Raw genomic sequence first — 21,590 nt, 5'->3', positions numbered from 1 at the left:
GACTTTTACGAACGCATTGATCACTTACCTCCGATGCTTGATCCAGCATTTAAAAAAGCGATTCTTTACTTAAACAAACACAAACAAGCGATTATCAATGCGTTAAAATACCCCTATTCGAACGGAAAACTTGAAGGGAAGAATAACTTGATTAAAGTGATTAAGAGAGTGGCATTCGGTTTTAGAACCTTTCGCCACCTTCGTATGCGAATTCTGATTCAACAGAATCTTTGCGACATTATTTGAGCAAAAAAACAAAAAGAAAAAAGGAAACGCCGAAGCATTTCCTTTCAGTGATTTAATGAGAACAACACGATTTGACTTAGAGCCGTAAAGTTTTACGAGTGAAGGTTTTTATTCAATTGACAAACCATAATATACTCTTCCTCATTTTCATCAACAATCTCAAAACCAATCTGTAGATACATGTTCAACGCATAATTATCTTTTTGAACAGCCAATGAGATTTTTGCATAGCCTTCTCTGTTCATTTTTCCAATCATTGCTTTCATCAAGGCAGTACCAAGCCCCCGCCCACGATATTCTGGTAAAAGTGAAATAGCCAACTCAGGCGTCTGATCATCTATGGCAGCAAATCCCGCAATGTTTCTAACCCAAACGGCTCCCACAATTTTATCACCAAGTTGAGTACATAAACAAAAATCTGTCTGATACTTGCCAAAATCTTGAATATAAACAGCAATATTCGGATCATCAATGATCGTTCTAGGGATAGACTTCTCTTGATCACGCTGATAAATTGCCTGATACAAAAACTCTCTTAGTAATGGGTATTCAGATACATGCATTTCTCGAATGAGATACTCCATTAAAGCCTCCCCTTAACTTACTGAATCAACATATGAATAACTGCCAAGACAATTAAATGTATCGGATAGAAGCCGTAAAATCCCCACTTGACCCACTTAGGCGAATAGCCTCTTTCACCACTATAGGCCTTCAATAACGGAATCACCATCAGCATACCAAGCCCCGAGAAAACCTGATAAAGCGGAACCGATTGTCCATCAGTAATGTGCATTAAAGCGTAAAGAAGTATTAAAAAGGCGGTTGTATAAAGTATTGGCAGCCAGATTCCGATTTTTTTATTCTTCCATTTGTAGAATCCGTAGATCAATAATACACCAATTAAAGACCAGTCAGATACAACCGTTATCATTGAAAAGAAAAAGACGAGTAGAAATTTTAAAAATGATGATTTTGTCTTCTCACAAGCCATCATTAATAATAAGCCCATGAGTAAGGTGAAAAAGATATTATTGACCAATTCGATTGCACGAAAAGGATGATTTCCACCAAACAGCAGGTGAAAAGGATAAATTGATAACAACCAGAAAACAGTCATTCTTCCAGCGTATTTTTTTCGATCGTGAGTATAATAAAAGCCTTCAACTAACAGATAGGCCATAATTGGAAAAGTTAATTTCCCAATAAACTCAGTGAAGAAAAAGAGCACACTCGACTGTTCATAAAGACTAAAGCCGCTGCCAATATGATTCAGCAGCATTGCGATAATTGCGATTACTTTTAACTTGAAGCCATCAATGGAGAAATTCATTTGCCACTTCCTTTTTCAAATAATAACTATAGTATGCCACAATAAATTCGTGAAGTCTTCCTCCTTTAGTAGGATAATTCACAAGCTGTTAAAAATATTTCTTCTTTTTCAATCGACGAATCATTTTCAGTGACTCTTTTTTCCTTTATACTAAGAGTATCAATCGATTGAAAGAAGGTTTAACATGAGACATGCCTTATCTTCTACTAATAATCGTCAAATCGAAATAATTGAACTTCTAAGATCTGCTAATAATTATGTATCCGTGAAAAATTTAGCAGACAAAGTAAAAGCGGTTCCAAAAACTATTGTGAATGATTGTCAAGAAATTGAAGATCAGTGGGGAGACATTGTCCAAATAGAGAAAAATAGCACCGGGGAATTACATTTAACTGAAAAGGATAATCATACAGTTCATGAGATTTTTTCAGATATTCTGAAGGAGTCTCCCACCTTTCAACTACTTGAGATACTTTTCTACCATCCCGGGATATTACGGTCGGATTTAGAAAAAGAACTATTTTTAAGTTCCTCAAGTCTATATCGACGAATCGTTAAGTTAAACGATGGCTTGGAAAAACGCGGACTGAAAATTGATCGTAATGATCTAACCCTTGTCGGTGAAGATGAACGGCATGTTCGAATGTTCATGGCTGAATATTTTTTAGAAGTGTATGATGTCTATGAATGGCCCTTCGAATTAGACCAGAAAATGATTTTCACAACCGTTGCTCGTTTAAATGAAAATTTTGATTTAAAGCTCAACTTTCTTCAAAAAACGGAGTTTGCTTTCTTAATAGCAGTCAGCTTGATCCGCCAAAACCAAGGCTTTCTCAGCAAGCCGAAACGAAATTTAGTATCTGCACAAAATTTAGAGAATTACACTGCTTTAATCAATGATTTAATGCTGCAATGCTCTGTGCCCATTACTCAAGAGCGACAAACTGATTTGATCCAAACTATTTTTTGGTATGATTTTGCTTGGGATAATCTTGAAGAAGATGCGCGCATCGATCGTCTTTGTCACTCGATGCTTTCCTTAATGGTCAATGCACTGGGAATCACACTTTCCGATCTGAGCCGCAGAAATTGTGCTTTACTTTTGAAATCCGTCTACACTTCCTACAAGACCTACCCTTATGAAAAATATATCGCCTATAATCGCGAACTGTACAATAGTTTGGCGATTCAAAGAGACTTTGCTGTTTTTACGAAGGTTCTAGAAAAAACCTTAAAGGATCAAGAAGCAAAGAGCCGTTTTCCTTGGTACTCGCTGTACTTCCATTTGATTCTATTCAGACTATTCATCTATTGGGATGACCTGCCGAAACAATTAGATGAACTGCGTCAACCAGTTTCTACTGAAGTTTGCAGCGACTTAGGAGCCAAACACGCTCAGCTTTTGGCCTATTATTTGGAGAAAAATTATCACGAGAAAATTATATTAGATGTTCAACCGGATAAAGTGTACGCTGAGGTAGCAGCCAGCTCACTCACATCTGATCTGTATGTTACTAATTTTTCTACTCCGATCATTCCAAAGGAAAAATTATTCGTACTAGAAGATATTCCCTCTGCCAAGAAATTAGCCAGTTTAGGCAGGAAAATCGAAGAATATCGAATGAATACACTGATCCAACAACTAGCTTACTTAAATTAAGATGGAAGAGACTAAATCAAAACGAAATTTTCGTTTGAGCTAGTCTCTTCATTTACGCATTAATCACTATCTGCAGTCTTTCCAGTGCAATTCTTTCAAGATCACCTAGCCTCGCAATTTCTACACTCATCGAGCGAAGCAACTCTTGGTTTCCTGTACTTCCCAGCTGCCAAAAGAGTTCAGCTAACTGATCCCAAGCTTCAGCGATATTAATAAATTGGCGTCCGATCTCCCCAAGCTCTTCCTTAGATAAAATCGGTTCAACTTCCAGTAAAAACTCGCCATAGATTCTCCGAAAGATGCCTCCTCCGGTTCCACCATCTTTGCTGATCTGAAAATAGCTGGTGATTCCTGCTGTCTTTAATTTCTTCTGATCAAAGGTTCGCCATTTGATGATTTCCCGTGAAAACTTAGTTATCCCATTAATACCTAATAATTGGGCGGGAGGCCTCAACATCGTTTCGCAAGTTTCGTTGATTGCTGCGCTGATTGTCTCAGCACTCGGTGCTTTATAGGTTGAAAAATCAAAGGTCAAATACTTATTATTTGCTGGAAAAGGTCTGAAGCTGCTGCTTCGCGCGTTTTCCATTTCCTGATAACTGACTAGATGATAATCATTGGCAATCGTGCCTTTTGGTGTACGTATCGGAAAATTCGAATGATCACGGTCACTTACGTAAAATATCTGTCGTTCATCATCGTAACCAAATAGCACCACCGCATGGCCGCCAAAGTGACTCGCCGAATTCATTCCTAAATACTTCAAATAAGGCATATCCACATAGACCATGACTGGTTGGTTTTGTTGAAGCAGCTTCTTCGCTTTTGCAAAGCCTGTAGCCGCATTTTTTTGGCTGTCGGCAGTTGATTTCGATTTGCAAACGTTCCGCTAGTTTCTGCTCAAACTCGATTGGCTTTGATCGACCAGAGATCATTGGAGAATGCGCCAAATTAATGTAAGCAAACCCCAAGGCTGTCCCCATTCCAAAAAGCATTGCCTCTGTCATTGGTATCTGATAATACTCGAACACCTGCTTCAAAGCATTTGTGATACAGTGCTTGCCGCCCATAGGTTTAAACTCGCTTATCACATACTCCATTTTTTTGCTCCCTTCATAAAAGCAGCCATTTACCTTCTTACGAATAAATGACTGCTCGCCAACTTAATTTGTTCTTTTTGCTACAACAAACCCAGATTCGGTGACCCAATTCTCTGGGTTTGGATCTTCTCCTGGTGAAACATGACCGATGTTAATCATTGGTCCGACGATCTGGTACTCGTTGGCTTCTAACCATTCAGCGATTGTTTGGGTTACCTTTGGCATTTGATCAAAGCTGCCACTAAAAGTCACTGACGCCATGATAAAAGCAGGTGCTGTTTTAAATTCGGCAATTTTTGCCTCTGGGTATTCACCAATGACAGTTGTTTGTACCTCTACATCTGCATCCTTTTCAACATACTCTACATCATGGAAAAGAGTTATATTCACTGGTGGTTGAGCCATTTTTGCCTGGACCTCTGTAACACCTTTCTGCAATTTTTGCCATAGCTCTCCTTCAAGTGTATAGGCTGCTAGGACTCCACGAACACTGAGGACGTTTCGTTCAGGTATTTCTTTTACTACTACATTATATTGTGTCATATTTTTCCCTTCTTTCACATTTTGTTTGAGGAGGGAAATCATCCGTTGCTTCTTCAACAGCTCATCTAGATCCTCCTCCAATTTCTTTTCTTGGAGATTGTAATGCTGTTCTAAAAAATCCAAATCGTCTGTAGTGATGATTTCTTTAATCGTTTTTAATGGCAAGCCTGTTTGCTGCAGCAGTTTGATTTGATTCAGCCTAGATAATTGACTGGCTGAGTAATAACGATAGTTTGTTTTACTATCGATTGTTTCAGGCTCTAATAAGCCTAAAGAGGCATAATGATCCAACGTGCGGACAGTGGTATTTGATAGTTTTGAGAATTCTCCAATTTTAAACATCGATGTATGCTCCTTTTATTTTGCTAGCTTACTTATAGTATAGAGTCACACGTAACGTGGGAGTCAATAAAAATTCAAAAGATGTTAATATAAACTTGTACATTACTTTTAGTAATGTTACTATTAGTAATATAAATATGGCTAGGAGGAACGAAAATGGAAATTTTTTCGATTGTTGGTGCGATGATTTTTGGACTGATAGCAATCTTAACATTATTAGTGACATTAGGGCTGCCTTTAGGGGAATTTACAATGGGCGGCAAACATAAAGTTCTTCCTATTGAGATGCGTTTTGCTAGTGGAAGTGCATTTATTTTTCAATTAATCGCTATCGTTAGTATCTTATATGTGGGTGAGATTATTTCGTTAGCTGTTCCCTTTTCAATTGCTCGGGGTATTTGTATTTTCTTTGGATTTTATTTATTGTTAAATACAGGGATGAATCTGATGTCCTTTAGTAAAAAGGAAAAATACGTTATGACACCATTAGCCCTGATTGGGTCTATCTGTTTTTTTGTTACAGCATTTTTATAGTAGAAGCTTTTTTAGGAGTGAGAAATTGGATATCATCATTTTAGGTTTTCTAATGATTCAAGGATCAACAATTTACGAGCTGCGTCAATCAATTAAGAATTCTCTTTCAACGGTCAGCAGTGATAGTACCGGCAGCATTCAAGCTGCTTTAAAGAAGCTGCTGAATAAACAGATGATCACCTTTAAGGAACAGGTTGAAGGCGGCTTAAATAAAAAGGTGTATTTCATTACAGATTTGGGTAAGGAACATTTTCAACAATCAATCACTCAGCCGATGCTTTATAAAGAAAAAAATATGGAGTTAAGCAAATTTTTCTTTATGGGTTTTACTGACAAAGACAAAAGATCTGAAATGCTAGCAGATTATATTCAAGTATTAGAAGATGAATTAGCATCGCTAGAACAAATCAATGCAGCAAGCAGTCCTCGCTATTCTTTTGACGAACCCTTTCTACAAAGCTTAAAAGAGCGTGGCGGTGCCGTTGAATACATGGATTTAGAAAACGTGAAAGACATTGCTCAGTTCCAATATGCAACGTTGGATCTTGGAATTGAGAAGGCAAAATTTGAGATCGAATGGTTTAAGAAGTTTAGAGAACGACTATCTTCTGAAGAATGTTAAGGTTAACCAAAAAAAGACAGCAAGTTGCTGCCTCTGAAATGTTACGAATAGAAAGTACTCAGTGAAGTCTCTTTCTATTTGTAATTTTTTTGTTAGCGCCATTCGAAAAAGACTTCATACATTCCCTTTATGTCTTTTTCGATCAATGCTTTCGCTTGATCCGCAAACCCCAGCTTAATCGCATTCAAGATTGCTCGATGATTTCTAGCCGACTTATCGAGAATCGGGCGTAATTGTTCTTTGCCGATTTCACTGATTAGGCAATGGCGATAATGACGCAAGCGTAATTCCATCGTTTCATACATCTGAGAAATATGCAGATTCTCAGCGGCTTCAATTAGGAGATTATGAAAATCATGATCACACTCCGCATATTCCCAACTACCATCCTCAAGATTTACTTGTTCGTAAGTAACCGTCAATTCTTCTAATCTTTTTAACTGAGACGGATTAATATTACTCGTGGCTAAAAATACTGCGTGTCCTTCAATTGCAATCCGGGCCTCACACAACATAAGGCTTTCCGATTTGCTCATGCTGGAAACGGTATAAAGCTTGCCGTTTTTTTCTACTAAAAATTCCTCTAGTAATTGATCTAACGCTTTTCGAACAGGTGTCCTACTAATCGCTAGGCTACTGGCAATTCGGCTTTCGTTTAATTTTTGTTTTGGTGGCAAGTGTAAATGAATAATTTCCTCTCGAAGAAATAAATAGGTTAGTTCAGTGATTGAGAAAAACGGATGTTCTTTTTTTATTTTCTCAAATTTTTCAGCATCAATCATACACGTCTCTCCAATCCCTTCATTTAAATTATAAGTATAGATCAATCCAACAAACTATGCAATCGCTTTCATAAATAAACAAATTTACTCCTTTAATTGAGCGACTGTTTTATTTTAAAACCTAAAATTGCTTGACGCTCGCTGAAAGAACTTATTTAGACACCGCCCCCATCTATTGTTTAAAATTAAGATGAACCAAAATTCTTTTTGGAGGATGATAGTAATGGAAAAAGAGTTCCCAATTGAAGAAGTTCGAAAGATGTTCCCTGCTTTAAAACGAGTGCACAATGGCCAACAAGTTGTTTATTTTGACGGACCCGGAGGATCACAATTTTTAGAAAGCTCAATTACAGCGATCAGTCAGTATATGCGAATTGGTGTTGCCAACCTCCATGGAAATTTTCCTACGAGCCAAGAAACTGAAGCACTTATTCAAAAAGCGAAAGAAGACATTGCTGTATTATTTAATGCACAAGCAAACGAAATTGCCTTTGGACCCAATGCCACTACTATGATGTTTCACACTAGTCGAGCTCTGGCAAACCAGTGGGAAGCTGGTGATGAGATTATCTTAACGGAACTTGAACATCACTCAAACATTGACTCTTGGCGCAGAGCAGCCGAGGACCGCGGTGTAATCGTCAAGTACATTCCGTTAAATACAGAATCATTGGAACTTGAATTAGATAAATTAGATGACTTGATTAGTCCAAAAACCAAGCTGATTGCGGTAGGTCACGCATCAAACTGTGTGGGCACAATTACTGATATCAAGGCCGTTTCAGCAAAAGCTAAAGAGGTTGGAGCTTTAGTTGCGGTCGATTCTGTTCACAGCATTCCTCATATGTACGTTGATATGCAGGAGCTAGGGATTGATATGCTGTTCTCCTCTGCTTACAAATTCTTCGCTTCTCATGTTGGGATGGCGGTGATTCGAAAAGAGCTATTTGAAAGCCTCGATATTTATAAAGTAGTACCAGCGCCTGGAGGTGTTCCTGATCGATTGGAAATCGGCACGCAAAACCATGAAGGAATTCCAGCTGTTTCTGAGGCCATTCATTTTATTGCCCGCTTGGGTGAAGGTGAAACACTCAAAGAACAGTTAATCAGCGGTTATCACGCAATTGAAGTATATGAGAATATGCTTGCAGAAAAAATTCGTGATGGATTAGCAGAGATACCGGGAATCAAACTTTACCAAAGTAACAAAAAGAAAACTCCAACCATCGCCTTTCGTGCGGAAGGAATCTCACCGATCGATTTTTGTACCCGAATGTGTAAAGAACACAGCGTTTTTATTGCGGAAGGGCATTTTTACGCGTTAACCTTGGTCGAACGTTTAGGTATTGATCAGACAGGCGGATTTATTCGAGCTGGTATCGCTCCTTACAACACGATTGAAGAAGTCGAGCGTTTCTTAAATGCCGTCAAACAAATCATGGCTTAGAAAGGTGGAAAAAACATGAGCAGCAAATTATGGGAATTGTTAGACGAATTGAAGTCACCGGCATACGAATGGGTCGATTTGAGTCATCCAGTCAATGAGGAAACACCACATTATGCTGGATACAATAAACTTGAAATGACAGAAGTCTTTACCTACGATGAACACACTGTTTGCGCCAGCGAGTACAAAATGGTCAGCCAATATGGCACCCATATTGATCCACCCTCACATTTTGTTGAAGGCGGAAGAACCCTAGATCAAATCACAGTGAAAGAAACAGTCTTGCCTCTTTGTGTCATCGACCTGACAGAAAAAGTCGCTGAGGATGTCGACTATGCTATTACGGTTGAAGACTTAACCGCTTGGGAAGAAAATTATGGGAGATTTCCTGATGATTGTTTCGTAGCCGTTCGGACAGATTGGTCCAAACGAAAAGGCGAAGATTTCTTTGCTCCTGATGAAGCGGGCCAGCCCCATTATCCTGGCTGGTCGTTAGAAGCACTCAAGTTTTTGAGCGAAGAACGAACGATCACCGCAGTGGGTCACGAAACCCCTGATACTGATCCTGCAATTGCCAACTTAATCGTTCCTTGGCAGGGAGAACGCTATCTCTTGGAGCAAGACAAGTATCAAATTGAGATGCTGTGCAATTTGGATCAGCTACCAGCAACTGGAGCGATCATCGCCTGCAGCTTCCCAAACGTACTAGATGCTCCCGGTTATACAGCTAGATGTATCGCAGTGTATCAAAAATAAAAGGTAAAACAGCGGTTGTGTAACCGCTGTTTTACCTTTTATTTCAACATTCGCTCAACCATTTTTGTCGACATATAAGTTTTTTCGGAAAGTTGTTCAACTGTCAAACCAATGGCATGCAGACGTTTCATCATGACCTTCATATCTTCGCCGATTTCAACAACGTGCTTATCTGGATCATATAATCGTACAACTCTTTGTCCCCAAGGCATTTCCAGGTCTTCACCGACACGTTCTACTTCTAATGCCGCGATTTTTTCTAGAAAGCCGTCGAAATCTTCTTCTTCGAAATACATCTCGGCATCATTTCCATGGTAACGGAAAAAATCTGTTTCACAATTCGTAAACGTCGCCCATGAGTTTTCCGTTTGCAGGGCTAATCCACCTGTCAAGGTGATATTCTCTCCTAAATCAGCAATTACGCGGATGCCGATTACTTCAGTGTAAAATTTTTTTGCTTTTTCCATATCCTTTACCACTAACATTGGTCCTTTAAATTTCATTCTCGTTCCTCCTATCAACTTCCTTCCATCATAATTTTATCATGAGATTTTTTTTCGATGCTCGCTAAATGTGCCCAATTATGCGAGGTTTTATTGATCCGTTTATGCAAAGCCCATTCTTCTTTTGACCTCTGCTGTATTCTCTTCATTCGTCAAAAGCTCCAGTAAACGAAAAGCAACATCTAAGGCAGTTTCCGGAGACGACGAAGTAATAATATTACGATCTTCTACGATCCGTTCGTTTGACTGAACAAGTACACCATATTCTTTCATTTGATCCTGTCTGGGATTATTTTTGAAGCGATAGGTGGTTCCAAAGCGGTCAGTCAAAACGCCGCTTTTAGCAACTGCCAACCCGGCAACACAAATAGCCGCAATTGGTTTATTTGCTTTATCAAAATGCTGAATGATTGATAAGAAATCCTCACTGAAAGCATCTTCATAAAAGTTGGCCTGCTCAAAACCGCCCGGAATCGCCAACGCATCAAAGTCATTCAAATCGACTTCCTCAATTTGCCTCATCGGAATGCAAGAATACCCCCAAGTACAAGACAAAACAGGATGCAATCCCACCGAGACAAGCTCGGTATTCTGATCACCTTCATAAAGATTCCAGCCAAACACATCAGTAAAAACACTCGCTTCATAGGATTCAAAACCATTGGCTAATAATAAAAGAACTTTTTTCATTTGTTTTCCCCCTTATTCGTTTCATTTTATGATAAAGTATAACCACTTCAAGTGACAGTCAGTTTGTAAAGTCTTTCCGCTCATTTACCTTACTAAGCAAAAGATTTTTCTGATTTAGCTTAATATTTGAAAGGTTGGTTCAAAATGGATGAGACAGATAAAAAAATACTAAATCTTTTGAAGGAAAACGCTCGGGCACCATATAGTGAAATCGCTCAGCAGGTAGCACTTAGTTCCCCCGCCGTAAAGGAACGAATCACAAAAATGGAATATCTAGGTATTATTGAAAAATACACCATCAATATCAATTATCAGAAGATGGGAAAAAGTATTACAGCCTTCATTCTATTTGAAACAGTAAATTGTCAAGCCTTCCGCGAATTTTGTGCGCAGCAGAAAATGGTATTAAAATACTACCGCATTGCTGGGCATTACAGCTATCTCGTAAAAGTGGTTGCTGAGAACATGGAACATTTGGAAGAATTCATCGATGAGACTATGCGTTTTGGGGTTCCTTCCACTCATATTGTTTTTTCATCCGCAGCCAATGATTCCATTTAAATCACAGAAAAATTCGCTCAGAAATTATTCTCTGAGCGAATTTTTTTATCCAAATCTAAATGGCGGGTGCTTCATTGCTTTTTCTGCTAACTCAATCAACCGTTGCTGATTATCATCTGCGGCAACGCGATTCGTTTTTAAAGTTCCGCAGGCTTGACAGCGATGAACAAGTGCCCATTCACCATCTTCTTTTGACCAGATACTAATCGGCTCCATTTGACCATGGCACATAGAAGAACGATCCCCCGGGCGATTATCAACATGAAGACTCACCAAACAATGTGGACAATGATTCCGGTGTTTACTCCCAGCACTTTCAGGATTTGCTGGCATCCCACATCTCTGACAAACAAAGCTTTCTTTACAAGCAGTATGTTGATAATCTTTTTTGATTTGTCGGGCAAACTTGCTGATACTCTTTTGCCAAATTTCCTTTTCCCGTAAATAAGCTGTTTTATCACTGGTGTATTTCGCCTCTGCATGAAGCTTGAGATAACTTTCCCAACGTTCTAATGAAAGCTCATGATTCTGTAAGGCTTCTTTAACAGCACAGCCTGGTTCACTTTGATGTCGGCAATCCCTGAATCGACAACTTTCAAAATAAAACTCAATATCTGCAAAGCTTTCCTGTAGCCCGCGAGTAACACTCCACATACCAACTTCTCGCATACCGGGAGTATCAATTATCTTCGCGCCATTGGCTAATTCAAATAATTGACGATGACTCGTAGTATGTCGGCCGCGTCCGTCCCTTTTGCGAATCTCTTGAGTTTCCATAATTTCTTTTCCCAACAAATAATTAATTAAAGTGGATTTCCCAACACCTGATGAACCCACTAATACAATTGTTTTATTCGGTGAAAGATAATGATTTAGCGCTGAGATTCCTTCGCCAGTTTTCACACTGACTGCATGAACTTCGGTTCCTAATGCAACCTCTCTGGCGGCTCTTATTTGCTCCAAGTAGTTGTCCATTTGATCAGCCTTTGTCAGCAGAACAATCGGCATTCCGCCAGACTGCCAAGCAAGTGTCAGATAGCGTTCCAAACGTCGAATATTAAAATCGCCATTCAACGATTGTAAAATAAAAACATAATCAAAATTCGCCGCTATCATTTGTTCTTTTCCTTTAGCGGAATCTAAGCGAGATAATGCCGAAGTTCTCGGTAATGTTGTTAAGATGAGGCTATGATCTTTTCCTTGCCAATCAATGACAACACGATCTCCTGTCGTTGGGTATTTCTCTTGTTTATTGTCATAGCAGCCGCGCTTTACTCTGGCTAGCCCCTGTCCTTTTTCACAAGTAAATTCAAATAAATCTTTATAAACAGCTGTAATTTGAGCAATTGTTTCAGCTGGGTGGTTTCCAATAATTGTCGTCTTCATCGTTTTGTTTTTCTCCTATTGTTAGTCTCTCTCCTTTTCAATGAAACATTTATTTCCGATAGCATACACCATTCTCCTTCTTATCAATCTTTTATTCAGAGATATCTGCCTCGAAAATAAATGTCTCACCTATAAAAATCCTGTAAAAGACACTTACAGATTTTTTCAGAAAAACAAAAAAGACGATAGTCATACTATCGTCAGAGAATACAAACATACGATTCATTCGACAGATATCACTTCTACAAGCACGCCAAATAAACCTGAGTTTATCTGACTATTCAGCTTATTGATTAGATACCTGTGACACTCACAAAACATACTCCATTCATCTATAGGTGCGTAATTTATTTTCATCACCAGTATAGCAAACCACGTAAAGACAAATCAATAAAATACTTATTGATTATTCATACTTTAATTCATCTAGCAGCTTCAAAACTTTCCGTGCAAAAGGATACAGCACGGAGCCACCTCCGATTACAGTCATTTTAACAACCTCCATCACTTCATCCCGTGTCACATCTGCTTTTTGACATTCCTCCAGATGATAGAGAATACATTCTTCACATCTCGACATGATTGAAATCGTTAATCCGATTAACTCTTTTTGACGCTTATCCAATACATTTGCTTGATAGGTTTCATTATCCAATGCTGAGAATTTCTTAAAAAAATCATCCTCTTCACCCAACCGTTTATTATAGACTTTTCGATCCTTGCTTTGCTCCATCCAAACACTCCTTGTCAGTCATTATATGTTCAATCATACAGAAATAAAAAATTTTTTCAAAAAAAGCAGCAATCGTTTTGATTGCTGCATACAAACAATACTACTTCTTAATTAATCCGTCGTCAGTTCAATCAGATTTCCCTCTGGGTCCTGGATCACTGCTTCATAGTATCCGTCCCCAGTTGTTCTTGGTCCATTTAATAACGGAAAGCCATCAGCTAAAAAACTTTCAACATAGCTATCGACATCTTCTTTCGATCCCACGGAAATCGCCAAATGAGTATAGCCTAGACTGTCAGCCACTCGATTCGACAAATGCTGTTTTGAAGTGAGCTCTAACCGACTGCCTGAATCAAAACTGAGAAAGTAAGAGCGAAAGCCTGTCTTTTTATTGTGGTAAAGCTCTGTACTGCTGGTATTGAAATAATTTTCGTAAAATTCCTTCATCGCCTCTAAATCCTTAGTCCAAATTGCTACGTGTTCAATATGCATGTCCATTTTTCCTTTCTTGATTCAATCTTTCAATAAAGCGCGGCTCCTTCGCCACATTTACCATTCCCTGATCCGATAAAATATAATTGATAACTTCTGCTCCGATTTCTTGCGGCAGAAAATCGATCGTTGAAAAATTTAAAAGCTGACTATATGGTTGATTTCCTTCGCCAATCATTTGGAAATCTTTTTTATGGGTAATACCGAGTTCCTGCAAGCCGTTAATAATTCCGGCAGCAGTATCATCGGCATTGGCATAAATCACCTCTGGAATCGCTAATTCTTTAAAGGTTTCCTTCGCCCAATAATACCCACTGTCATAATCCTCAATACCAGTAAAGAAATTTTGCCCTTCAATCACTTCACCAAAATAGTTTTGGTAGCAGGCGGCTTTATCTTGAGCACTGGTACTTTCAGAAAGACTGCGTTTATTTGTAAAAATAACCTTAGAGAAACCCTGTTTTTTTAGCATGCTGAACAATTCTTCATAGGCTTTCTTTCGATCTGGAAAGATCATCGGAATTTTAGGATTGGTGACCTTTTCGGTTGAAACGATCCGCCCTTTTGACTTAAGCTTCGTCCAATTATCCAAATTACTCGCTCTAGATGTTAAAATAAGCCCATCAATCATCCGTTTTTCTAGCAATGAATAGTACTCACTCTCGATTTTCTCATCATAATAGGTAGGTAAGAGCAGGACCTGATAGCCCTTTTCTCGCGCGTGAAACAGCAAACTATTAACCAAACGATCGTAGCAGGAGTTATTGTAAGGCAGGGTAACACCTAACGTATAGTTTTTTCCCATACTCAATTTTACCGCATTGCCATTAACCACATAACCAGTTTCCTCAATCGCCGCCTGAACCTTTTTTCGGATATCTTCAGAAACATATTGCTGATTATTGATGACTCTTGAAACTGTTGTTTTAGAGACTCCCGTCATCTCAGCAATATCACGAATATTTACCAAAACTACCACCTCATTCCGTCCTAATACTACTATAGGTTATGGGACGCGTCCCATGTCAATAGGTAAATTTATTGATAGAAAAACAGTAGCTGTTCCCCAACTACTGTCTTCTTTCATTTTTATTTCAACGCAAGCTGATAGCTTTCATCAATCAGTAGTTTAATCTCTTTAAAAGGGACCGTTCCGTCAAGACAGATCGTTAGCCAGTATTTTTTATTCATATGATAGCCTGGAAAATAGTTTTTCTCCTTTACAAGTGCTGCGACCTTTTCTGGTTGATTTCTTAAATCTAGAATTTCGATCTGCTCATCTGATGGCAAACCAAGTTTATTTCTCTGAACCGTTAATAATACTGCATACCATTTTTTTGTCTCTTTTCTTCTGAAAATGGCATTGCCCGGAGTTTTAGGCCAGAGAAATTCCAATTCATCTTGATACGTATCGCGGATATAATTGATGACTTCTTTTGCTGACTCATTTTTGAAAGAATCTGATTCAAAGCATTTATCGGCAATATCTTGCAGGATTGACTGATACTCCGACCTGACTGCACCCACAAAGGAACCAGCTGCTGAGGTTCGGTGCAGGATGTACTCTTCCTCACTGGCAAGTTCCAGCAGGTTTGTCTCTACTTGTCCTTTTTTTGAAATGGTCACAGTCAATTGAAAATCCCCTTGCATGATTTTCGTATCATAAGAATAAACTCCCCCATTTTCTTTAAAACCGTAAGCCTGTAATTTCCTGCTATTCACTTTTTTTCCTTGAAAAAATCCATCTTCCTGAGTCATGATACGTCTTCTCCCGTCGCTGTTTTTTCTATTATATAGGATTTCTTTCAGCTTAGGCAAAAATGAGCGCATTACTCCATTGCTTAAAAAACAATTCTTTATATCTATGGGCTAAAAAAAAGATACTCTTCATCCTGAAATCTGATTCATGATCACAGACTTACTGATAGAAAAACAGTTTCCATGCCAAATAAACTCCTTAACAATAGTTCTAAATTATTTTCCTTTACTAAACCTTTTCAGCATATTTAGCAAGTTTTTACTAACCTTCTTCTTTGTTGGAGTCACTTGGTCGAGTTTTGAAGGGCTTTCTGTATCTTCAGCGGATGCTTCGATCGTCGCTAAAGCTGGTTCTAGCTCTTTTTCCGATAGGTTCTGTGAACTTTGATCCAAGTAATGCTCTGGTACTTCCTGTGTTGCTATCGGAATCGTGGTGATTTTATCAGTCTGCGAGTCAGCGTTTTCAATGTGAAACGCTGTCAAATCTGTTTCTAACGGTATCGTTGTTTTGGCTGATTGCCTCAAAGCTTTAGAGTCCATTTTTCTTGGATCAATATTAGTAGGCATACTTGTCCGAACCGTTTGCTGATCTTTTAGTTGCTTCGTTTCAGTAGTTGAATGCTGTGCAGACTCCTGCTGTTCTTTTTTCGCAGCAGTTTTTTTACCCTTTACTTTCTTCGGTGCCGCTTTTTGCTTAACTAATTCTTCCTCTTCACTAACAATCCGCTTAGATTTAACTAGCTGTGCAAAGCGACGCACGCCATTTACTTCAAAAATGGACAGCAGTGTTAAGACCTCAAGAATATGTTCAATTTCTTCCTTCTTTTTTGAAGGATCTGCATCCCGCAGAATCCATTTATGCTTCTTCCCGCTCTTATCTTCAAAAATGGATTCAATAGAAACTTTCTGGTTATCTGGAAGAACTATTTGAGAGGTTGATTTATTTAGATATTTGCTATATTCACGAGCGGTTTTAGTATGTTGATAATATGATGTTTTATTCTTAAACAGACGTAGAATAATTTGATTGTATTCCTTGTCTGAAAAGTACGAAATGAAAAAAGGCAAAAACTTTCGCATCGCTTCATTGGGTTTAGCAGTAAAGAATACTTCACAGATCTGTTCTTTTAAGAAAAATGAATAGTCGCCAAGCACAAGTGCATTCCTCACGAGAACCGCAACAGCATATTCTAACAACGTTGCTTCATCATGAAACTCATCAAATTGCTTAAGTGCTTTGGCTTCTAGGTTCTTTCTTATTACTCCAAAGATTTGGCGTTGGCTCAGTCCGTGTTCAGTCATTTGATTTCCTACTTTCTATTTTCTATTAAAGCGCTTTTATTTCTAAACTTTAAAATAATAATTTCTATAAAATAAGCATAGCGTTAATCACCATACAATACCAATTTATTTTTTTTATTTTTTTAAAATAATTTTGGATATATAGGTATTATTAACTTTGCGAGACAATTAGAAGCTTTTTTTCTCTATTAAAAGAACAGTTTATGAAAGAGATAAATATATTATTCTTTGTTTTAAAAAGCTAAAGACGCTATATCCCCTATTTATAATAACGAAATTATTTTTAATGTCGATTCTCATTTATCTCCGATAATAGTTCATTTCTCTTATGCCAAATTCAATTTTTAAGTCCGAGAACAGTTATCATTCTCATTTGTATAATTAATCACAAACTTGACGTCATTTTTGATATACTTAATCTATATAACCAGCTTTGCTTGATAAACAATGTTGTGAGTATTTAGAGAATTTGGTTGAGCGTAGAAAGGAGGACACAGAATTATATGAGTACAAAAGTAGCGTTTGATTTTATCGAAACCGAAAGTCAGTACCAAGAGTTCCAAAATTGCATAGAGGCACTAAAGGGGCAGCGTGGCGCACAGATGCCTGCTTTGCAGGAAGCTCAAAGAATCTATGGTTATTTGCCAATCGATATTTTGAAAAGGCTTTCTAAAGAATTGGAGATTCCTATGGAAGAGCTTTACAGCACCGCAACCTTTTATGCCCAATTCACCTTCGTGCCCAAAGGAGAATATACGATCAGTATATGTATGGGAACCGCCTGCTATGTGAAAGGAGCTGGGGATATCTTAGATTCGTATTCCTCTGAATTAAAGATTGAACCTGGTGAAACCACTGCAGATCGCAAATTTACTTTAGAATCTTGCCGTTGTATTGGTGCCTGCGGGTTAGCACCTGTATTAACAGTCAATGAAGAAGTCTATGGTCGTTTGTCTAAGAAAAAAGCTGATAAAGTGCTCGTCACATATCAAAAAGAGAATAACTGATTATTGATCCTCCCTCTCCAGAAATCTACTACATATTTAAAAGCCAATTGAAAAAAGATTTGTGGAAAAATTGTTTTTTGTTATACAAAACTTCAAGAGTCAGGAGAAAAAATATGAAAGATTGGAATGAGTTAAACGAACTTCGAAATACTTATCGTCAGATGATTACGATGCGTTTAGATGATGAAGTTATCGAAGGACAGCAATATGAGAAAGAGATTCTTATATGTGCTGGAACCGGCTGTATTTCATCTAAAAGCGGCGAGTTTGTCAATGCTCTTAAAGAGGAATTAGCGAAGAATGAATTGACGAATAAAGTAAATATCGTAAAAACGGGATGTTTTGGTTTATGTGCTCAAGGTCCGATTGTTATTATTTATCCAGAAGCCGTTTTCTATCATCAAGTTCAACCAAAACACGCGAAAAAAATTGTTTCAGATCATTTAATCAATGGGAAATTAGTTGAGAAATTACTCTATCATGACTCCGACACCAAAGAGATTATTAACAAATTAATGGACACTCCCTTCTATCACAAGCAAAAACGAGTTGCTCTGCGAAATTGTGGACGGATCAACCCGGAAAAAATCGAAGAATATTTCGCCTTCGATGGTTATCAAGCTTTAGCTACTGTTGTAAATGAATACTCTCGCGATGATGTGTTGAGTCTTTTAGAAACTTCAGGCTTGCGAGGCCGTGGTGGTGCTGGCTTTCCTACTTTCATGAAATGGTCTTTCGCCAAAGCCAGCCAATCGGATCAAAAATACGTTATCTGTAACGCCGATGAAGGCGACCCGGGTGCCTTTATGGACCGTTCCGTATTGGAAGGTGATCCTCATGCAATCATCGAAGCCATGGCCATCGCGGGTTATACAATCGGTGCGAACCAGGGCTATATCTATGTCCGAGCAGAGTATCCCATTGCTGTAAATCGTTTGCGTATCGCCATCAAGCAAGCACGTGAAAAGGGACTTTTAGGCAAAAATATTTTTGGTAGCGGTTTCTCTTTTGATCTGGATTTGCGCTTAGGTGCTGGCGCTTTCGTTTGCGGGGAAGAAACCGCTTTGCTCGAAAGTATTGAAGGTCATCGCGGCGAGCCTCGTCCACGTCCGCCTTTTCCTGCCGTCAAGGGACTGTTTGGAAAACCGACGATCGTTAATAACGTTGAGACATTAGCGAATATTCCTCAAATCATTCTTAAAGGGCCTGAATGGTTTGCCAGCTTCGGAACAGAAAAATCAAAAGGAACTAAAGTCTTTGCTCTTGGCGGAAAAATCCAGAATACTGGACTAGTGGAAATTCCAATGGGAACTACTTTACGAGAAATCGTTGAAGATATCGGCGGAGGAATTCCTGCTGGCAAGAAATTCAAAGCAGCTCAAACAGGCGGTCCCTCTGGCGGCTGTATCCCAGCAGAGCATTATGATGTACCAATTGATTATGAAAACCTGAAGAAAATCGGTTCAATGATGGGTTCGGGCGGTTTGATCGTCATGGATGAAGACAACTGTATGGTGGACATCGCCAAATTTTTCTTAGAATTTACTGTTGAGGAAAGCTGCGGAAAATGTGTCCCATGTCGTGTCGGAACAAAACGTCTTTTAGAAATCCTAGAAAAAATTACTCTGGGTAAGGCAACGCTAGACGATTTGGATCGGATGGAAGAACTCTGTCATCATATCCAAGAGAACTCACTTTGCGGCCTAGGACAGACAGCACCGAATCCTGTGCTTTCTACCCTGCGCTATTTTAGAGAAGAATATGAAGCTCATGTCTTAGAGCGCCGTTGTCCTTCTGGCGTATGTAAAAACTTGATTCAATACCGTATTCTGCCAGATAAATGTACAGGATGCAGAGCCTGTGCCAAAGGTTGTCCAGTAAGTGCGATCAGTGGTGAAGTGAAACAAGCACACGAAATTGATCAGTCGATCTGTACGAAATGTGGCTTATGTATTGATACCTGTCGCTACGATGCGATTACAGTCATATAGGAGGTGGAGCAAGTGAAAGAAGTTATGATTACCATCAACGGAAAAGTCTGTACTGCTCCAGAAGGATCGACTATTCTTGAAGCAGCACGGGTGAATAATATCGAAATACCTACCTTATGCTTTTTAAAGGAAATCAATGAAATCGGTGCCTGCCGCATGTGTGTGGTAGAAGTCAAAGGTGCCCGTAGTTTAGTAACAGCCTGTGTCTATCCAATTTCTGAAGGTATGGATATCAAGACTAACTCGAAAAAAGTCTTTGAATCAAGAAAGACGACTCTGGAGCTGATTCTCTCGACTCACGAGCGGAAATGCCTCTCTTGTATCCGCAGCGGAAATTGTGAACTGCAAAAGCTTTGTAAAGAATTCAATGTTGCCGACGAAGATTACTTCAACGGGGAAAACTGTGAATACGAGTTTGATGACAGCGCAGTTCATATGGTTCGAAATAATAATAAATGTATTCTCTGCCGCAGATGCGTCGCTGCTTGTTCAAAATGGCAGGCAGTTGGTGTAATTGGTCCGAATAATCGCGGATTTGAAACCCATATCGGCAGCGCTTATGAACAAAATCTCAGTGAAGTTCCATGTATTTCCTGTGGACAATGTATCGTAGTTTGTCCGACGGGCGCAATCCATGAAAAAGACCAGACACAAGAAGTTTGGGATGCCTTGGAAGATCCAACCAAACATGTGATTGTTCAGACTGCTCCTTCGATTCGTGTGACTTTAGGAGAAGCCTTTAATATGCCGATTGGTACCAACGTGGAAGGAAAAATGATCGCCGCTTTACGTCAAATTGGTTTTGACAGAGTCTTTGATACCAATGTAGCCGCTGACTTTACAATCATGGAAGAAGCCAACGAATTCTTAGAGCGTGTGGGAAATAATGGGCCATTCCCAATGTTCACCTCCTGTTCGCCGGGCTGGGTCAAATATTGTGAGCACTATCATCCAGAATTGATTCCCAATCTGTCGACTTGTAAATCACCGCAGCAAATGTTCGGTGCCCTTGCGAAGACTTGGTATGCTGAAAAAGAAGGCATCGATCCAAAGGATATCTTTGTGGTGGGAATTATGCCTTGTACTGCTAAGAAATTCGAAGTCACGCGGGAGGACGAAGCAGCGGCTGGCTATTCCGACTGTGATGTTGCGTTGACCACTCGCGAATTAGCTCGAATGATCGACAAAGCTGGTGTTCGCTTCGTGGATTTAGAAGACGAAGCCTTCGATAATCCACTGGATGAAGCGACAGGAGCTGGATATATCTTCGGAGCTACCGGAGGTGTCATGGAAGCGGCCTTAAGAACTGCGGCTGAAACATTAGCCGGACAATCACTGGAACAAGTAGAATTTACAGAGGTGCGTGGAATGTCCGGCATTAAAGAAGCAACCTACGAAATGAGTGGTGCAACGATCAATGTTGCAGTCGCCTCCGGAATCGGCAATGCAAAGAAATTACTGGAACAGATTCAATCCGGTGAAAAATTCTACCACTTTGTTGAGATCATGGGGTGTCCTGGTGGGTGTATCAACGGTGGCGGTCAACCTGTTCAACCTGCATCAGTCCGTAATTTCGTTGATCTAAAAACAAAACGAGCAGCTGCATTATATGCCGAAGACAAAGGTAAAGGACTGCGGAAATCAAACGAAAGCCCAATCGTCCAAAAAATCTATCAAGAGTTCTTGGAAAAACCGGGCAGTTTAAAAGCGCATCATATTCTTCATACCAGTTATCGTGATCGTACAAAAGTCAAAGTTTAACTCCCTGTATAAAGATAGAGCTGACCCAAAAGTCTCATAGA

24 protein-coding genes are annotated in these 21,590 nt (G+C 39.1%); 10 read left to right on the top strand and 14 right to left on the bottom strand.

Annotated features, from left to right (window positions below; genetic code table 11):
- Positions 1-246 (top strand): ISL3 family transposase (locus OMU_RS22240; protein ID WP_016178671.1); only part of this gene is annotated, 246 nt, incomplete at its 5' end.
- Positions 247-338: 92 nt separating this feature from the next.
- Here OMU_RS22240 and OMU_RS22235 read toward each other — a convergent pair.
- Together OMU_RS22235 and OMU_RS22230 are read right to left on the bottom strand one after the other, a co-directional pair.
- Positions 339-830: a GNAT family N-acetyltransferase gene (locus tag OMU_RS22235; RefSeq protein WP_016182091.1), complete on the bottom strand. Its 492-nt coding sequence runs from the start codon at positions 828-830 to the stop codon at positions 339-341.
- A gap of 17 nt (positions 831-847) precedes the next feature.
- The gene (locus tag OMU_RS22230) at positions 848-1,579 is read right to left on the bottom strand and encodes a TraX family protein (protein ID WP_016182090.1); all 732 of its coding nucleotides are present in this window, start codon (positions 1,577-1,579) and stop codon (positions 848-850) included.
- A gap of 184 nt (positions 1,580-1,763) precedes the next feature.
- Between OMU_RS22230 and OMU_RS22225 the strand changes: the two genes are divergently transcribed.
- Positions 1,764-3,239: an AcpB/EbpR/MafR family transcriptional regulator gene (locus tag OMU_RS22225; protein WP_016182089.1), complete on the top strand. Its 1,476-nt coding sequence runs from the start codon at positions 1,764-1,766 to the stop codon at positions 3,237-3,239.
- Positions 3,240-3,291: 52 nt separating this feature from the next.
- On the opposite strand, the gene OMU_RS22220 is transcribed toward OMU_RS22225, so the two are convergent.
- The 3 genes from OMU_RS22220 to OMU_RS22210 all read right to left on the bottom strand — a co-directional run bounded on the left by OMU_RS22220 (position 3,292) and on the right by OMU_RS22210 (position 5,224).
- The gene (locus OMU_RS22220; RefSeq protein WP_229078977.1) at positions 3,292-4,053 is read right to left on the bottom strand and encodes a BtrH N-terminal domain-containing protein; all 762 of its coding nucleotides are present in this window, start codon (positions 4,051-4,053) and stop codon (positions 3,292-3,294) included.
- A complete protein-coding gene (locus tag OMU_RS22215; RefSeq protein WP_016182087.1) occupies positions 3,935-4,339 on the bottom strand; it encodes a BtrH N-terminal domain-containing protein in 405 nt (134 codons plus the stop codon). The genes OMU_RS22220 and OMU_RS22215 overlap by 119 nt, the downstream gene beginning before the upstream one ends.
- Positions 4,340-4,402: 63 nt before the next feature.
- A complete protein-coding gene (locus OMU_RS22210) occupies positions 4,403-5,224 on the bottom strand; it encodes a MerR family transcriptional regulator (protein ID WP_016182086.1) in 822 nt (273 codons plus the stop codon).
- Positions 5,225-5,386: 162 nt separating this feature from the next.
- On the opposite strand from OMU_RS22210, the gene OMU_RS22205 reads away from it, so the two are divergent.
- Together OMU_RS22205 and OMU_RS22200 are read left to right on the top strand one after the other, a co-directional pair.
- Positions 5,387-5,758, top strand: coding sequence for a hypothetical protein (locus OMU_RS22205; RefSeq protein WP_034876421.1), 372 nt, complete (start codon positions 5,387-5,389; stop codon positions 5,756-5,758).
- Between the two features lie 25 nt (positions 5,759-5,783).
- Positions 5,784-6,380 carry a PadR family transcriptional regulator gene (locus tag OMU_RS22200; RefSeq protein ID WP_016182084.1) on the top strand — a complete coding sequence of 199 codons (597 nt, stop codon included), beginning with the start codon at positions 5,784-5,786 and terminating at the stop codon, positions 6,378-6,380.
- Between the two features lie 92 nt (positions 6,381-6,472).
- On the opposite strand, the gene OMU_RS22195 is transcribed toward OMU_RS22200, so the two are convergent.
- A complete protein-coding gene (locus OMU_RS22195; RefSeq protein ID WP_016182083.1) occupies positions 6,473-7,162 on the bottom strand; it encodes a GntR family transcriptional regulator in 690 nt (229 codons plus the stop codon).
- Between the two features lie 223 nt (positions 7,163-7,385).
- Between OMU_RS22195 and OMU_RS22190 the strand changes: the two genes are divergently transcribed.
- Positions 7,386-8,609, top strand: a complete 1,224-nt coding sequence (locus OMU_RS22190) for a cysteine desulfurase-like protein (RefSeq protein WP_016182082.1) — start codon at positions 7,386-7,388, stop codon at positions 8,607-8,609.
- A 15-nt stretch (positions 8,610-8,624) separates the two neighbouring features.
- A complete protein-coding gene (locus tag OMU_RS22185; RefSeq protein WP_016182081.1) occupies positions 8,625-9,365 on the top strand; it encodes a cyclase family protein in 741 nt (246 codons plus the stop codon).
- Between the two features lie 38 nt (positions 9,366-9,403).
- On the opposite strand, the gene OMU_RS22180 is transcribed toward OMU_RS22185, so the two are convergent.
- A complete protein-coding gene (locus tag OMU_RS22180) occupies positions 9,404-9,868 on the bottom strand; it encodes a VOC family protein (protein ID WP_016182080.1) in 465 nt (154 codons plus the stop codon).
- A gap of 102 nt (positions 9,869-9,970) precedes the next feature.
- Entirely contained in the window at positions 9,971-10,558 is a 588-nt protein-coding gene (locus tag OMU_RS22175) for a DJ-1/PfpI family protein (RefSeq protein ID WP_016182079.1), read from the bottom strand.
- A 144-nt stretch (positions 10,559-10,702) separates the two neighbouring features.
- On the opposite strand from OMU_RS22175, the gene OMU_RS22170 reads away from it, so the two are divergent.
- Positions 10,703-11,119: an Lrp/AsnC family transcriptional regulator gene (locus OMU_RS22170; protein WP_016182078.1), complete on the top strand. Its 417-nt coding sequence runs from the start codon at positions 10,703-10,705 to the stop codon at positions 11,117-11,119.
- Between the two features lie 45 nt (positions 11,120-11,164).
- Here the strand turns inward: OMU_RS22170 and rsgA are convergent, their stop codons facing one another.
- The 6 genes from rsgA to OMU_RS22140 form a co-directional block, all read right to left on the bottom strand.
- Positions 11,165-12,505, bottom strand: coding sequence for a ribosome small subunit-dependent GTPase A (gene rsgA / locus OMU_RS22165; RefSeq protein ID WP_016182077.1), 1,341 nt, complete (start codon positions 12,503-12,505; stop codon positions 11,165-11,167).
- Positions 12,506-12,911: 406 nt separating this feature from the next.
- Positions 12,912-13,238, bottom strand: a complete 327-nt coding sequence (locus tag OMU_RS22160) for a carboxymuconolactone decarboxylase family protein (RefSeq protein ID WP_016182076.1) — start codon at positions 13,236-13,238, stop codon at positions 12,912-12,914.
- Between the two features lie 111 nt (positions 13,239-13,349).
- Positions 13,350-13,730 (bottom strand): VOC family protein, encoded by a 381-nt coding sequence (locus OMU_RS22155; RefSeq protein ID WP_016182075.1) that lies wholly within the window; start codon positions 13,728-13,730, stop codon positions 13,350-13,352.
- Positions 13,720-14,700, bottom strand: coding sequence for a LacI family DNA-binding transcriptional regulator (locus tag OMU_RS22150; protein ID WP_016182074.1), 981 nt, complete (start codon positions 14,698-14,700; stop codon positions 13,720-13,722). Before OMU_RS22150 ends, OMU_RS22155 begins: the two co-directional genes overlap by 11 nt.
- Before the next feature lie 119 nt (positions 14,701-14,819).
- A complete protein-coding gene (locus OMU_RS22145) occupies positions 14,820-15,488 on the bottom strand; it encodes an MmcQ/YjbR family DNA-binding protein (protein WP_016182073.1) in 669 nt (222 codons plus the stop codon).
- Between the two features lie 216 nt (positions 15,489-15,704).
- Entirely contained in the window at positions 15,705-16,790 is a 1,086-nt protein-coding gene (locus tag OMU_RS22140; RefSeq protein WP_016182072.1) for a hypothetical protein, read from the bottom strand.
- A 503-nt stretch (positions 16,791-17,293) separates the two neighbouring features.
- On the opposite strand from OMU_RS22140, the gene OMU_RS22135 reads away from it, so the two are divergent.
- From OMU_RS22135 to OMU_RS22125, 3 genes are all read left to right on the top strand, one after another.
- A complete protein-coding gene (locus tag OMU_RS22135; protein ID WP_016182071.1) occupies positions 17,294-17,797 on the top strand; it encodes an NADH-quinone oxidoreductase subunit NuoE family protein in 504 nt (167 codons plus the stop codon).
- Between the two features lie 113 nt (positions 17,798-17,910).
- A complete protein-coding gene (nuoF, locus tag OMU_RS22130; protein WP_016182070.1) occupies positions 17,911-19,788 on the top strand; it encodes an NADH-quinone oxidoreductase subunit NuoF in 1,878 nt (625 codons plus the stop codon).
- Positions 19,789-19,800: 12 nt separating this feature from the next.
- Complete coding sequence (locus OMU_RS22125) at positions 19,801-21,549, top strand: NADH-dependent [FeFe] hydrogenase, group A6 (protein ID WP_016182069.1); 1,749 nt, start codon at positions 19,801-19,803, stop codon at positions 21,547-21,549.
- Positions 21,550-21,590: the final 41 nt, after the last annotated feature.

The sequence above is a fragment of the Enterococcus avium ATCC 14025 genome (assembly GCF_000406965.1).
GTDB lineage: Bacteria > Bacillota > Bacilli > Lactobacillales > Enterococcaceae > Enterococcus_A > Enterococcus_A avium.
Note: the sequence above shows the minus strand (reverse complement) of the source record. Positions and strands in the feature narration are given on the sequence as shown.